9 protein-coding genes and 1 pseudogene are annotated in these 14073 nt (G+C 72.3%); 5 read left to right on the forward strand and 5 right to left on the reverse strand.

Translation table 11 applies throughout. The features are described from left to right. Positions 1–58: 58 nt before the first annotated feature. On the reverse strand, positions 59–2305 hold the full coding sequence (locus tag AB0O21_RS15880) for an ATP-dependent RecD-like DNA helicase (protein WP_365171399.1): 2247 nt from the start codon (positions 2303–2305) through the stop codon (positions 59–61). A gap of 276 nt (positions 2306–2581) precedes the next feature. On the opposite strand from AB0O21_RS15880, the gene AB0O21_RS15885 reads away from it, so the two are divergent. Together AB0O21_RS15885 and AB0O21_RS15890 are read left to right on the forward strand one after the other, a co-directional pair. Next, on the forward strand, positions 2582–3091 hold the full coding sequence (locus AB0O21_RS15885; protein ID WP_365171401.1) for a DUF937 domain-containing protein: 510 nt from the start codon (positions 2582–2584) through the stop codon (positions 3089–3091). A gap of 56 nt (positions 3092–3147) precedes the next feature. Next, positions 3148–3648: pseudogene (locus AB0O21_RS15890) on the forward strand (GNAT family N-acetyltransferase); the annotation flags it as partial. Here the strand turns inward: AB0O21_RS15890 and AB0O21_RS15895 are convergent. Beyond that, entirely contained in the window at positions 3560–4504 is a 945-nt protein-coding gene (locus tag AB0O21_RS15895) for an EamA family transporter (RefSeq protein ID WP_365171403.1), read from the reverse strand. The pseudogene AB0O21_RS15890 and the gene AB0O21_RS15895 overlap by 89 nt on opposite strands. 82 nt (positions 4505–4586) lie before the next feature. Between AB0O21_RS15895 and AB0O21_RS15900 the strand changes: the two genes are divergently transcribed. Both AB0O21_RS15900 and AB0O21_RS15905 read left to right on the forward strand, forming a co-directional pair. Next, positions 4587–5486 carry a LysR family transcriptional regulator gene (locus AB0O21_RS15900; protein WP_365171405.1) on the forward strand — a complete coding sequence of 300 codons (900 nt, stop codon included), beginning with the start codon at positions 4587–4589 and terminating at the stop codon, positions 5484–5486. Positions 5487–5674: 188 nt separating this feature from the next. Then, entirely contained in the window at positions 5675–7483 is a 1809-nt protein-coding gene (locus AB0O21_RS15905; RefSeq protein ID WP_365171407.1) for a glycoside hydrolase family 3 N-terminal domain-containing protein, read from the forward strand. Positions 7484–7510: 27 nt separating this feature from the next. Here the strand turns inward: AB0O21_RS15905 and AB0O21_RS15910 are convergent, their stop codons facing one another. Together AB0O21_RS15910 and AB0O21_RS15915 are read right to left on the reverse strand one after the other, a co-directional pair. Then, positions 7511–8950 carry an aminopeptidase gene (locus tag AB0O21_RS15910; protein ID WP_365171409.1) on the reverse strand — a complete coding sequence of 480 codons (1440 nt, stop codon included), beginning with the start codon at positions 8948–8950 and terminating at the stop codon, positions 7511–7513. Positions 8951–9034: 84 nt separating this feature from the next. Next, positions 9035–9448 carry a hypothetical protein gene (locus tag AB0O21_RS15915; protein ID WP_365171411.1) on the reverse strand — a complete coding sequence of 138 codons (414 nt, stop codon included), beginning with the start codon at positions 9446–9448 and terminating at the stop codon, positions 9035–9037. A 198-nt stretch (positions 9449–9646) separates the two neighbouring features. Between AB0O21_RS15915 and AB0O21_RS15920 the strand changes: the two genes are divergently transcribed. Continuing rightward, on the forward strand, positions 9647–10201 hold the full coding sequence (locus tag AB0O21_RS15920) for an EF-hand domain-containing protein (RefSeq protein WP_365171413.1): 555 nt from the start codon (positions 9647–9649) through the stop codon (positions 10199–10201). Positions 10202–10214: 13 nt separating this feature from the next. On the opposite strand, the gene AB0O21_RS15925 is transcribed toward AB0O21_RS15920, so the two are convergent. Next, positions 10215–14069: an ABC transporter ATP-binding protein gene (locus tag AB0O21_RS15925; RefSeq protein ID WP_365171415.1), complete on the reverse strand. Its 3855-nt coding sequence runs from the start codon at positions 14067–14069 to the stop codon at positions 10215–10217. Between the last annotated feature and the right edge of the window lie 4 nt (positions 14070–14073).

Raw genomic sequence — 14073 nt, forward strand, 5'->3', positions numbered from 1 at the left:
TCAAGCTGCTCATCCTGCCCCCTCCGCACCAGCGGCGGAACCCCAAATGATCGATCATCTAGGTGATGTTTCCCACCGGTATGCGGCCGGACAGCCTCGGCGCCACGGCTGTGTACCTCCTGCCTGCGGAAACGGTACGCACCGCCTGGGCGAGGGCCTTGCGGGACCCGACGAGGACGACCAGTTTCTTCGCCCTGGTGACCGCCGTGTAGAGCAGATTTCGCTGGAGCATCATCCAGGCCCCGGTGGTGACCGGGATCACCACCGCCGGATATTCACTCCCCTGGGAACGGTGGATGGTGACGGCGTACGCGTGGGCCAGCTCGTCGAGCTCGGCGAACTCGTACGCGATCTCCTCGTCCTCCTCCGTCCGCACCGTCAGGCGCTGTTCGTCGAGGTCCAGGCCGGTGACGACGCCGACCGTGCCGTTGAAGACCCCGTTCGCGCCCTTGTCGTAGTTGTTTCGGATCTGGGTCACCTTGTCCCCCACCCGGAACACCCGTCCGCCGAACCGCTTCTCGGGCAGGTTCGGCCGGGCCGGCGTCATGGCCTGCTGGAGCAGGCCGTTGAGGTTTCCGGCGCCGGCCGGGCCGCGGTGCATGGGGGCGAGGACCTGGACGTCCCGGCGCGGGTCGAGCCCGAATCTGGCCGGAACCCTTCGGGCCGCCACGTCGACGGCGAGCACGCCCGCCGCCTCGGTGTCCTCCTCGGGGAAGAGGAAGAAGTCCGGCAGCCCGTCGGTGATCGGCGGCAGACCGGTGTTGATCCGGTGGGCGTTGGTGACCACCCCCGACTGCTGGGCCTGCCGGAAGATCCGGGTGAGCCGGACCGCGGGCACCGGGCCGCCCTCGGCCAGCAGGTCCCGCAGCACCTCCCCGGCGCCCACGGACGGCAATTGGTCCACGTCCCCGACCAGCAGCAGGTGCGCACCCGGCGCCACGGCCTTGACCAGCTTGTTGGCGAGCAGCAGGTCCAGCATCGAGGCCTCGTCCACCACGACCAGGTCCGCGTCCAGCGGCCGGTCCCGGTCGTAGGCCGCGTCCCCGCCCGGTTTGAGCTCCAGCAGCCGGTGCACCGTGGAGGCCTCCGCCCCGGTGAGCTCGGCCAGCCGCTTCGCCGCCCGGCCGGTGGGCGCGGCCAGCACCACCTTCGCCTTCTTGGCCCGGGCCAGCTCGACGATCGAGCGCACGGTGAAGGACTTCCCGCAGCCCGGCCCGCCCGTGAGGACGGCGACCCGCCGGGTCAGCGCCAGCTTGACGGCGTCCCGCTGCTCGGGCGCCAGGTCCGCCCCCGTCCGCCCCGCGAGCCAGCGCAGCGCCCTGTCCCAGTCCACGTCCCGGAAGGCCGGCATCCGGTCCTCCTCGGCGTGCAGCAGCCGGCGCACCTGCCCGGCCAGCGACAGCTCGGCCCGGTGGAAGGGCACCAGGTACACGGCGGTCAGCGGATCGGGCCCGCCCTGCGGATCGGGCACGGACTCCCGTACGACACCTTCCGGATCGGCCGCGAGCTCGGCCAGGCACTCGATCACCAGCCCCGTGTCCACCTGGAGCAGCTTGACCCCGTCGGCGATCAGCCTCTCCTGCGGCAGGAAGCAGTGCCCCTGGTCGGCCGACTGGGACAGGGCGTACTGCAGCCCGGCCTTGACCCGCTCGGGGCTGTCGTGCGGGATGCCGACGGCCTGGGCGATGCGGTCGGCGGTCAGGAAGCCGATGCCCCACACGTCGGCCGCGAGCCGGTAGGGCTGGTTCTTCACCACGGAGATGGAGCCGTCCCCGTACTTCTTGTAGATGCGCACGGCGATGGAGGTGGAGACGCCGACCCCCTGGAGGAAGACCATGACCTCCTTGATCGCCTTCTGCTCTTCCCAGGCCGCCCCGATCAGCTTCGTCCGCTTGGGGCCGAGCCCGGGCACCTCGATCAGCCGCTTCGGCTCCTCCTCGATCACATCGAGGGTGTCGGTGCCGAAGTGCTCCACGATCCGGTCGGCGATCTTCGGCCCGATGCCCTTGATCAGGCCCGATCCCAGATACCGGCGGATGCCCTGGATGGTCGCGGGCAGCACGGTCCGGTAGTTCTCCACGGTGAACTGCTTGCCGTACTGCGGATGGGAGCCCCAGCGCCCCTCCATGTGCAGCGATTCGCCCGGCTGCGCGCCCAGCAGCGAGCCGACGACGGTGAGCAGGTCCCCGCTGCCGCGGCCGGTGTCGACCCGGGCGACCGTGTACCCGCTCTCCTCGTTGGCGTAGGTGATGCGCTCGAGCACCCCCTCGACCACCGCCAGTTGCACCGCTCCGTTCGCTGCCATACCCCGAAGCTACCGCCCGGCGCCGACAGCGCGTCAGGCCTGTGGACAACGCGGAGACAGCGCGAAGGGGGTCCCGCCTGCCGGCCGGACCCCCTCACGGTTACCCCTCCCTCGTCGGACTTCCCGATCCCCCCAGATCCCTCCCCGGAAGTCCCGACGCAACATACGACCCACGGTGCGCCCGCACGGTTGCATCCGGAATCACAGCTTTATGAATCCGTTACTCGCCGCTCACCCGACATGCCGCCAAACCCTCACAGAAGTAGCGTTCCCAGCATGAGCGAATCTTCATTCCAGGACGACGTACTGGGCGAACTCGGCGACGACCGGCTGAACGAGATCGCCGGACTGCTCGGTACGGACGCCACCGGCGCGCGCGAGACCATCGCCACCACGGTCGGCGCGATGACGGGCGACCTCCAGCAGAAGGCCGACGCCGACGACGACGAGGTCCGCCAGGCCTTCGCCGAGGTGGCCGAACCCCCGCTGCAGGGCGTGTCCACGCTCGGCGGCGGCCTCGGCGGCATGCTCAGCGGCGGGATGATGGCCGGGGTCCTGGCCAAGGTGAGCAAGCCCGTGGCCAACGCCGTCTCGAAGAAGACGGGCATCCCCGCCCCCACCATCAGCCGGGTCATCGAGCTGCTGATCCCGGTCCTGCTGGCGGTCTTCGCCAAGCGCGCCGCCTCCGGCAAGGCGGGCGCCCCGGCGCCGGCCGGCGCGGCCCCCGCGGCGGGCGGCGGCCTCGGCGACCTCCTGGGCCAGATCCTGGGCGGCGGCAAGAAGTAGGAACTCACCCGTTCGGGCGTCCGCGGCCATAAAGTTGGGCCATGGCTGACAACGGCAACGTGCGGCTGCGGAACCCGGAACCGGGAGAACTGGGCTGGATCGTGCAGCGCCACGGCGCGCTGTACGCCGCCGAGTACGGCTGGAACGCCGACTTCGAGGGCATGGTGGCCCGGGTCGTCGCGGACTTCGCCCAGGACCACGACCCGTACCTGGAGCAGATCTGGATCGCGGAACTGGACGGCCGCCCGGTCGGCTCGGTGATGTGCGTACGGGACGACTCCGCGCCCGGCACCGCCCGGCTGCGCCTGCTCCTCGTCGACCCGGAGAACCGCGGCCGCGGAATCGGCACCCGACTGGTCGACGCGGTCGTGGACTTCGCCCGCTCGGTCGGCTACCGCGAGCTGACCCTCTGGACCAATGACGTACTGGCGGACGCCCGCGAGCTCTACCTTCGGGCCGGCTTCACCCTCACCGCCGAGCGAGCGCACCGCTCGTACGGCGTGAGCCTGACGGGGCAGGACTGGCGGCTACCGCTCCAGGAGACCCGCCCCCACTGACCCGCGCGGGCACGAGCGAGGTGAGCGCGACCCCGCCCACCAGCAGCACCGCCGCCACCCACCGCAGCCCCGACACGGACTCCCCCAGCACCAGAGCCGCCGAGGACATCCCGAAGACCGGCACCAGCAGCGAGAACGGCGCCACGGCGGAAGCCGGATACCGCCGCAGCAGATAGCTCCAGGCCCCGAACCCGAAAACGGTGGACACCCACGCCACGAACGCGATGACGCCGGCTCCGGACCAGTCCAGCCCCCGCAACGCCGCCAAGTCCCGCTCGCCGCCCTCGAACACCAGCGACAACAGGAACAAGGGCAACACCGGCACCACGCACACCCACACCATGAAGTTCAGCGCGTCAGGTGGCGAGGCCTTCCGGGTCAGCACATTGGACACCCCCCAGGCCGCGGCGGCCGCCACGACCAGCACGAACCCCAGCAACGGCCCACTGGAACCCTGGTCCACGGCGGCAACGGCAATCCCCCCGAACGCCACCCCCATCCCGACGACCCGAACCCGCCCCGGCCGCTCCCGCAGTACGACAGCGGCCAGCGCAACGGTGAAGACGGCCTGGATCTGGAGCACGAGCGAGGACAGCCCGGCCGGCATCCCGGCGTCCATCCCGACGAACAGCAGGCCGAACTTGGCGCCCCCCAGTGCCAACCCCACCCCGATGATCCACTTCCAGGCCACCTTGGGCGCCCCCACGAAGAACACCGCAGGCAAAGCGGCGACGAGGAACCTCAAGGCGGACAACAACAGCGGCGGAAAGTGATCCAGCCCGATCTCGATCACAACGAAGTTGAAGCCCCAAATAGCAGCGACGAGCACGGCGAGTGCGGTGTGTAGAGGACGCATGCCTCAAGCCTCAACGCCCCGACCCTGAAGCACCAGCGCGAATCTCTACCCCGACCGATGAAGCAATGCTTACGATTGCCCCATGCTCGACCTCGCCCGGCTCCGCGCCCTGCACGCCATCTCCGTCCACGGCTCGGTCGCCGGCGCGGCGGCCGCCCTCGGGTACACCCCGTCCGCCGTCTCCCAGCAGATCGCCAAGCTGGAACGAGAGACCCGCACCACCCTCCTGGAGCGCCGCGGCCGTGGTGTCGCGCTCACCGAAGAGGCGCACCATCTCGCCTCGACCGCCCGGGAGTTGCTGGCGATCGTGGAGCGCGCCGAAACCACCCTGGAGGAGCGCCGCGGCCACCCGAGCGGACTCCTCACGGTGGCCGCCTTCCCCTCGGCGGCCCGCGGCCTGCTCCCGGCCGTACTGGCCGAACTGACAACCCGGCACCCATCACTCGACGTCCGCCTCACGGAGGTCGACCCCCACCTCTCGGTGGACCTGGTGGCCCGGGGCGTCACCGATCTCGCAGTCGCCCACGACTGGGACATCGCCCCGCTCCCGGCCCCCGAAGGCGTCGAACAGGCGGTCATCGGCGACGACCCCTGCGACCTCATCGTGCCCTCCACCCACCCGTTCACCACCCGCCCCACGATCCACCGCAGCGACCTGAACGGCCAGCGCTGGATCTGCCAGCCGCCGGGCCGGGTCTGCCACGACTGGCTGGTCCGCACCATGCGCACGGCCGGCTTCGAGCCCGACATCGCGCACGTGGCCGAGGAGAACCACACCATCGTCGCCCTGGTCGCGGCCGGCCTGGGCGTGGCCGTGGTCCCCCGCCTGGGCACCGGCGCCCTCCCCCCGGGCGCCGTGGCCGTCCCCCTCGAACCGGGCCCCGTACGCCACCTCTACGCCCTCTGGCGCACCGGCGCGGCCCGCCGCCCCGCCATCACCGAAGCCGTCCGCACCCTCCAGCGCCACTGGCCGCCCGCCTAGGCTGCGCCGCCGGGGCCGGGTGTGCGGTGGGGTGCCCCCGCAGGGCGTCGAACGTTCCCCCACCCCGCCCCTTCCCGAAACCGGGGCTCCGCCCCAGACCCCGGTCCTCAAACGCCGGACGGGCTGAAAGGTGCGGCCCGGCCCGACACGCCCCCCGACACGCCCGGCCCGTCCCGCGCGGCGGCGGTATGGTCCGGCGCGTGCCGTACCTCGCCTCCCGCCGGAACCTGCTCGCCGCGGCCGCCATGGTCGCCGTCACGGCCGCCGGCGCCGGCTCCGCCGCCATCGGCGCCCACCGCTCCCCGGACGACCCGCGCCCCGGCGCGGCCCGCCCCGACCGGGCGCGGCTGCGCCGCATGCTGGACGGCATGAGCCTCGCCGAGAAGGTCGGCCAGCTCTTCGTCTCCCGCGCGTACGGCCACTCGGCCACCGACCCCGACCCCGCCGACGCCGACCAGAACCAGGCCCTCTTCGGCGTCCGCACGGCCGCCGAGCTGGTTTCCCGCTACCACCTCGGCGGGGTCGTCTACTTCGCCTGGGCCCACAACACCCGCACCCCGCACCAGATCGCCGAACTCTCGGCCGGCCTCCAGCAGTCGGCCCGCTCCACCGGCGCCCGGATCCCGCTGCTGCTCTCCACCGACCAGGAGCACGGCATCATCGCCCGCATCGGCAAGCCCGCGACCCTCCTCCCGGGGGCGATGGCCCTCGGCGCGGCCGCCTCCCCCACCGCCGCCGAACGCTCGGCCCGCATCGCCGGCGCCGAACTCGCGGCGATGGGAATCCGCCAGGACTACGCCCCGGTCGCCGACGTGAACGTGAACCCGGCCAACCCGGTGATCGGCGTGCGCTCCTTCGGCTCCGACCCGCAGGCCGTGGCGGACCTCGTCGCCGCCCAGGTCCGCAGCTACCAGGGCGCCGGGGTGGCCGCCACGGCGAAGCACTTCCCGGGGCACGGGGACACCGAGACCGACAGCCACGTGGGCCTCCCCGTGATGCGGCACACCCGCGCGCAGTGGGAGGAGCTGGACGAGCCGCCGTTCCGCGCCGCGGTGGAGGCCGGCGTGGACGCGATCATGACGGCGCACATCGTCTTCCCCGCGCTCGACCCCTCGGGCGACCCGGCGACGCTCTCCCGTCCCATCGTCACCGGCATCCTGCGCGAACGCCTGGGCTTCCGGGGGGTGGTGGTGACCGACGCCCTCGACATGGCGGGGGTCCGCCAGAAGTACGGGAACGACCGCATCCCGGTCCTCGCGCTCCTGGCCGGCTGCGACCAGCTGCTGAACCCGCCGGACCTGGGGCTCGCGCAGCGCAGCGTGCTGGCGGCGGTCGAGAACGGCGAACTGGCCGAATCGCGCATCGACGAATCCGTACTGCGCATCCTGGAACTCAAGGCGCGCCGGGGTCTGTTCGGCGACGCGCTCGCCTCCACGGACCGGGTCGACGCCACGGTCGGCATCCCCGAGCACCTCACCACGGCCGACGCGATCGCGGCGGGCACGACGACCCTGCTCGCGAATCCGGCCGGCCTCCTGCCCTTCGACGCGGGCGAGGCCCCCGAACTGCTCGTCACGGGAACGGACCCGGTCTCCCCCACGGGCACCACGGGCCCGCCCACGGACGTCCTGGCGCGGGCGCTGACCGCCCTGGGCTGCCGGGCGACGGCGGCGCCGCCCGCCCGCGCGGTGGCCGCCGCGGCCGGGAAGTCGGCGGTGCTCGTGTGCACGTACAACGTCCCGGAGGGGGACAGCCCGCAGCGCACCCTGATCGAGGACCTCCGGGCCACCGGCGTACCGGTGGTCCTGCTGGCGGTCCGCAACCCGTACGACGCGGCCCGCCTGCCGGTCTGTTCGGCGGAACTCGCGACGTACTCCTGGACGGACGTGGAGATGCGGGCGGCGGCCCGGGTGCTCACCGGGGCGGCGCGGCCCTCCGGCCGCCTGCCGGTCCCGGTGCCGGGCCGCTACCCGCTGGGCCACGGGCTGACGTACTAGACGCCGGCCCGCGGCCCACGGGCTGAACTAACGCCGCAGCTGCGCGTCGCGGCGCGTCTCCGGCTGGTCGAGCACCGCGTCCGGAGCCGCCAGGCTGCCCGCCGACCGGCCCTCGGCGGTGAGCGTCGCGGCGGCCGGAGCCACCCCGGCCCACTGGAGGATCTTCTGGGTGGCCAGCGTGCGCTCGCCGTCCAGGAGTCCGGCGACCTTCGCGCCGTGGTTGGCGCCCGGCGCCGTCATCACGTAGCTGTCGCGGGCCCCGTACCCGAGGTGGAACGGCTCGGCGCCCCACGGGTCGTTCTGCCCGTACACGAACAGCATCTGGTGGGCGTTCTTGCGGACCCAGTTGTCCACGTCCCGCATGGCGGCCGGCTCGAAGGACATGGGGATGTCGCGGGGCACGAAGTTGCGCGGCGGCTGGTAGCCGTAGCGGCTCAGGCCGGCCAGGTGCGACTGCTTGATGTCCGGGGAGCCGAGCTGGGTGCCCGCCTGGTAGTAGTACGGCGTGTACGTCTCCAGGCCCTGGTCGGCGTAGGCCGAGAAGCCGGAGATCGCGTCGACGGTGTCCCAGATCTCCTGGTCGCCCGCGGTGGCGGCGGCGGGGATCGTGGCGCAGTCGGCGAGCAGGCTGTACTGCCAGAAGGCCCACACGTAGTCGAGCACGACGGCCTCGTAGGCCTTGTCGAGGCTGCCGACGGTGTTGAAGGTCCAGCCGTTCTCGGCGGCGGCGGCCGCGTACTTGGCCTCCAGCGGCTCACGGCGTACGAGCGCCTCGCGCTGCACCGCGTTCAGCTTGTCGCGGCACTCCTTGGTGCCGACGCCCGCGAAGAACCGGTCGTAGGCCGAGTCCTCCTTGTTGACGACGTCGTTGGGCGCGACGTAGGCGACGACGCCGTCCATGTCGCGCGGGTAGAAGCGCTCGTAGTACGTCGCCGTCATGCCGCCCTTGCTGCCGCCCGTGGCGAGCCAGTTCTTCTTGTAGATCTTCTTCAGGGCGGTGAAGAGGCGGTGCTGGTCGCTGGCGGCCTGCCAGATGGTCAGGTCTCCCCAGTTGGCCGGGTCGGGCCGCGACGGGGTGAAGAATCGATACTCCAGCGACACCTGGTTGCCGTCGACTATGGTCGTCGGCTCGCTGCGGCGCGGGTTGGTGTTGACGTTGTAGCCGGAGGTGAAGAACACCGTCGGGCGCGACACGTCCTTGTGCAGCAGGGTCAGACGCTGCTTGAAGGTGCCCTTCCACGGCTGCCGGTGGTCGACCGGCTGCTCGTAGTTCAGTACGAAGAAGCGGTAGCCGGGGTACGGCTTCTCCTCGATCAGAGTCATCCCGGGAATGCCGAGGACCTGGTCCTTGATGTCCGCGGCGGCGGCCGGCTCCGCGGCTGTGGCCGCTTGTGCCGTGAAGCCGGCCGCGCCCATGGTGCCGATCAGCACCACGAGCGACAGCAGCCATCCGAGCGTCTTGCGCATTCACCCTCCCCTTGAGTTCACTACGGTCGCCGTGAACCTAGCGGGGTCAACACGCCGCTGACCAGACCTTGTTGGGCCGGTCCGTCAGCACAGGATCCAGCCGGAATCGGCTCCTCCGGCCCCCACACTCCCCCTTACATACACACAGCGGTTGATCGCGCCCACCGTGACGGGCCCGGCGTACCGCGTGAAACTCCCGGCATCGCGTACCGGAACTCCGCCACGCGGCTGAATGCTCACCGTCATCCGGCGCCGCTCGCCCGGGACCCGTGCCACCGTCACCGCGCAGGCCTGCGTGCGGGTCTTGTACACGCGCACCTCGCCCGTCCCGAACGGCAGCGTGTGCACGAGCCGGCCCCCGCAGAGCCCGCTCCCGGCCTCCGCGGCCGCGTGGGCGGGCACGCCCGCGAACAGCCCGCCGACACCGAGCCAGAGGGCCGCCGTGAAAACCCCCAGCGACGCGGCCCGGCCGCCGCGCCCCCACCACCCCTTCGACACCCAGTCCCCCCTCGGTCTTACGTACAACGTGCGTACGCACGTACGACGCCGGGGTCCCCCGGAAGGTTGCGGCGGGCCGCCCATCGCTCGTACGGGTGCATCCGCGCCCCCCGGCCGGAGAACGGGAATCGGCGACCGGAGGGGCGATTACGCTGGGTGATCCCAGATCCGCCCTCCGTAGCCGTGAAAGGCACGCACGTGACGAACGACCTGCTCGACCGCAAGCTGGAGCGCTCCTTCAACCGCCTCGACTGGGACGGGAGCGGCGTGATCGACGCGACCGACATCATCGCGCTCGGGTCCCGGCTGCTGAACGCCCTGGACGAGCCCGCCGACTCGCCCAAGGCGGACGCGGTGATGAACGGGATCGCCAACTTCTGGCAGGACCTGTTCACCGAGCTCGACATCGACCGGGACGGCAAGGTCACGCCCGAGGAGTACAAGGTGGGCATGGCGCGGCTGTACGGCCAGGGCGGCCCCGCCTACGACCGCTCGTTCCGGCCGATGATGCAGGCGATCCTCACGGTCGTCGACACCGACGGCGACGGCCGCATCAGCCCGGAGGAGTTCCACAGGGCCCAGGAGGCCTTCGACACGGAGCTGAGCCCCGCCGACGCCGAGGCCCTGTTCCAGCGGATCGACGCCAACGGGGACGGCACCCTGACCGTGGACGAACTCCTCGACGCCGTACGCGACTACTACACCGGCACCGACGAGGACGCCCCGGGCAACCTGTTCTTCGGCGAACTCTGACCCCGTCGGGTGATCAGGCCGCGGCCCGCTCGTCCTCCCCGACGAAGGTCCGCCACAGCTCGGCGTACCGGCCGCCGCGCGCCAGCAGTTCGGTGTGGGTGCCGTCCTCCACGACCCGGCCGCGGTCCATGACCACCACCCGGTCGGCGCGGGCCGCCGTGGTCAGCCGGTGGGCCACCACCAGGGTCGTGCGCTTGCCGGCGAGGCGGTCGGTGGCCTGGTTGACCTGGGCCTCGGTGGCCAGGTCGAGGGCCGCGGTGGCCTCGTCGAGCAGCAGCACGTCCGGGTCGACGAGCTCGGCGCGGGCCAGCGCGATCAGCTGGCGCTGCCCCGCGGAGAGGTTGCGTCCGCGCTCGGCGACGGTGTGCAGGTAGCCGCCGTCGAGGGTGGCGATCATGTCGTGGGCGCCGACCGCGCGGGCGGCGGCCTCCACCTCGGCATCGCCGGCCTCCGGCCGCCCGTAGGCGATGGCGTCGCGCACCGTCCCCGGGAAGAGGTACGACTCCTGGGGGACGACCCCGAGCCGGTGGCGGTACGCCGTCAGGTCGAGCTCGCGCAGGTCGGCGCCGTCGGCGGTGACCCGGCCCGAGGTGGGGTCGTAGAACCGGGCCACCATCTTGACCAGCGTGGACTTGCCCGCCCCGGTCTCGCCGACGAAGGCGACGGTCTGCCCGGCGGGTATCCGCAGGCTGATTCCGGCCAGCGCCTCCCCCTTCTCGCCCCGCTCCTCGGCCGTCCCGTACTGGAAGCGGACGTCCTCGAAGACGATCTCCCCGCGCAGCGCCTCCAGGGCTCGCGGGTCCTCGGGGCGCGGGGTGGTGGTCGGCTCGCGCAGCAGTTGCTGGATGCGGCCGAGGGAGACGGTGGCCTGCTGGTAGCCGTCGAAGACCTGGGAGAGCTGCTGCACCGGGGCGAAGAACAGGTCGATGTAGAGCAGGTACGCGACCAGCGCGCCGGTGGTCAGCGTGCCGGCCTCCACCCGCCCCGCGCCGACGATCAGCACGGCCGCGGCCGCGCCGGAGGACAGCAGCTGCACGAAGGGGAAGTAGACGGATATCAGCCACTGCCCGCGGACCCGGGCCTGGCGGTAGGAGTCGCTGCGCTCGGCGAACCGGCCGGCGCCGGCGTGCTCGCGGCGGAAGGCCTGGACGATGCGGAGCCCGGAGACGGACTCCTGGAGGTCGGCGTTGACGAGGCTGACCCGGTCGCGGGCGAGCTCGTAGGCGGCGACGGACTTGCGCCGGAACACGATCGTGCCGAGGACCAGGACCGGGAGGGTCGCGAAGACGATCAGCGCGAGCTCGACGTCGAGGACGAGCAGGGCGACCAGGATCCCGAAGAAGGTGAAGACGGAGACGACGGCGGTGACCAGGCCGGTCTGCAGGAAGCTGGAGAGCGAGTCCACGTCGGTGGTCATCCGGGTCATGATCTTGCCGGTCAGCTCGCGCTCGTAGTAGTCGAGCCCGAGGCGCTGGAGCTGGGCGAAGATCTTGACGCGCAGCGCGTACAGCACGCGCTCGCCGGTCCGGCCGGTCATCCGGGTCTCGGCGAACTGCGCGGCCCACTGCGCGACGACGACGGCCAGCGCGAGGCCCGCGGCCACCCAGACGGCGCCGAGGGCGACCTGTTCCACGCCCTTGTCGATGCCGTGCCGGATCAGGATCGGCAGCAGCAGCCCGGCGCCCGCGTCGAGGGCGACGAGGCCGAGGCTGATGGCGAGCGGCGCCCAGAAGCCGTGCAGCAGGCGGCGCAGGCCGTAGCTCTCCTCGGCGGCCGCGGCCCGGGTCTCGTCCACGTCGGGCTCGTCGTCGGCGGGCGGCAGCGCGGCCACCTGCGCGAGCAGCTCGGGGGTGGCGGGCATCCCGGCGACGGCCCCGGCCATGGAATGCCCGGCTCCGGGTGCTCCGGTCCCGGCGGCGGGCGCCCCGGTCCCGGCGGCGGGCGCGGTGCTGGTCTTGGCGTCCTCCTGCCGCCGCCAGAGCTCGGGGGTCACCCCGTCCACGACGCGGCGCTTGGCGTTGACGGGCTCGGAGTCGATCTCGGCTTCGAGCTCCAGGTCCCGCTCCAGGTCCCGTTCGAACTCGGTCATCTCGGGCGCGTCCGGAGTGCGCGGGGAGGCCGCGCCCAGGGCGTCGGGGTCGGTGAGCAGCCGCCGGTACAGCGGGGACCTGCCCTCCAGCTCCTCGTGCGTACCGATGTCGGCGAGCCGCCCGTGTTCCAGTACGGCTATCCGGTCGGCCAGCGCGAGCGTGGAGCGGCGGTGGGCGATCAGCAGGGTGGTGCGGCCGGCCATGACGGCGCGCAGGGCCTCGTGGATCTCGTGCTCGACGCGGGCGTCGACGGCGGAGGTGGCGTCGTCGAGGAGCAGCAGCCGGGGGTCGGTGAGGATCGCGCGGGCCAGCGCGATCCGCTGCCGCTGGCCGCCGGACAGGGTGAGCCCCTGCTCGCCGACCTTGGTGTCGTACCCGGCGGGGAGCTCCTCGATGAACCCCTCGGCCTGCGCGGCGCGCGCGGCGGCCCGGATCTGCTCCTCGCCGGCTTCCGGGTGCCCGTAGGCGATGTTCGCCCGGATGGTGTCCGAGAAGAGGAACGAATCTTCGGGCACGAGTCCGATCGCCCCGCGCAGGGACGCGTAGGTCAGCTCGCGGACGTCGTGCCCGCCGACGCGGACGGCGCCCCGGTCGGCGTCGTAGAACCGGGGCAGCAGCAGCGAAACGGTGGACTTCCCGCTGCCCGAGGCCCCCACGACGGCGACGGTCTCGCCCTCCGCCACCGACAGCGAGAACCCGTCGAGGACGGGCCGCTCGGGGTCGTAGCCGAACCGGACGTCCTCGAACTCCACGGTGGCGGGCGCGTCGGCGGGCAGTTCGCGCGCACCCTCCCGGATCGCGGGCTCGGTGTCGATCAGCTCGAAGACCCGCTCCACGCCCGCGCGTGCCTGCTGTCCCACGGTCAGCACCATGGCGAGCATGCGGACGGGCCCGACGAGCTGGGCGAGGTAGGTGGAGAAGGCGACGAAGGTGCCCAGCGTCACCTGCCCGTTGGTGGCCATCCAGCCGCCGAGGGCCAGCATCGCGACCTGCCCGAGGGCGGGTACGGCCTGGAGGGCGGGGGTGTAGCGCGAGTTCAGCCGGATGGCCCGCAGCCGCCCGGCGAACAGCCTGCGGCCGGCCGCGCGCAGCTTCCCGGTCTCCTGCTCCTCCTGCCCGAAGCCCTTGACCACCCGTACGCCGGTCACGGCCCCGTCGACGACGGTCGCGACGGCGGCGGCCTGGCCCTGGGCGTACCAGGTGGCCGGGAAGAGCTTCTTGCGGCTGCGCTTGGCGATGAACCAGAGCGCGGGGGCCATGAGCAGGGCGACCAGCGTCAGCAGCGGGGACAGCCACAGCATGATCCCGAGGGATATCCCGAAGAGCAGGAAGTTCCCGATGGTCATGGGCAGCATGAAGAGCAGCCCTTGGATCAGCTGCAGGTCGCTGGTGGCCCGCCCGACGACCTGCCCGGTGGACAGCTCGTCCTGGCGCCGCCCGTCGAGGCGGGCGATGGTGTCGTACATGTCGGTGCGCAGGTCGTGCTGCACGTCGAGGGCGAGCCGCCCGCCGTAGTACCTGCGTATGTAGGTCAGTACGTAGACGAGCACGGCCGCGCCTATGAGCATCCCGGCCCACGGGCCCATGGGCTTGCTCCGGTCCCCGATGACGTCGTCGATGATCACCTTGGTGACCAGGGGCACGAGTGCCATGACCGCCATGCCGGCGAGCGAGGAGCCGAGCGCGAGCAGCACGTTGGCCTTGTAGCGCCAGGTGTAGGCGGCGAGCCGCCTTCCCCACCCCTGTTTGTCCCCTGTCGCCGTCTCTGCCGCCGCCACGTGG

The organism is Streptomyces sp. NPDC091371 (assembly GCF_040684275.1).
Taxonomy (GTDB): Bacteria; Actinomycetota; Actinomycetes; order Streptomycetales; family Streptomycetaceae; genus Streptomyces.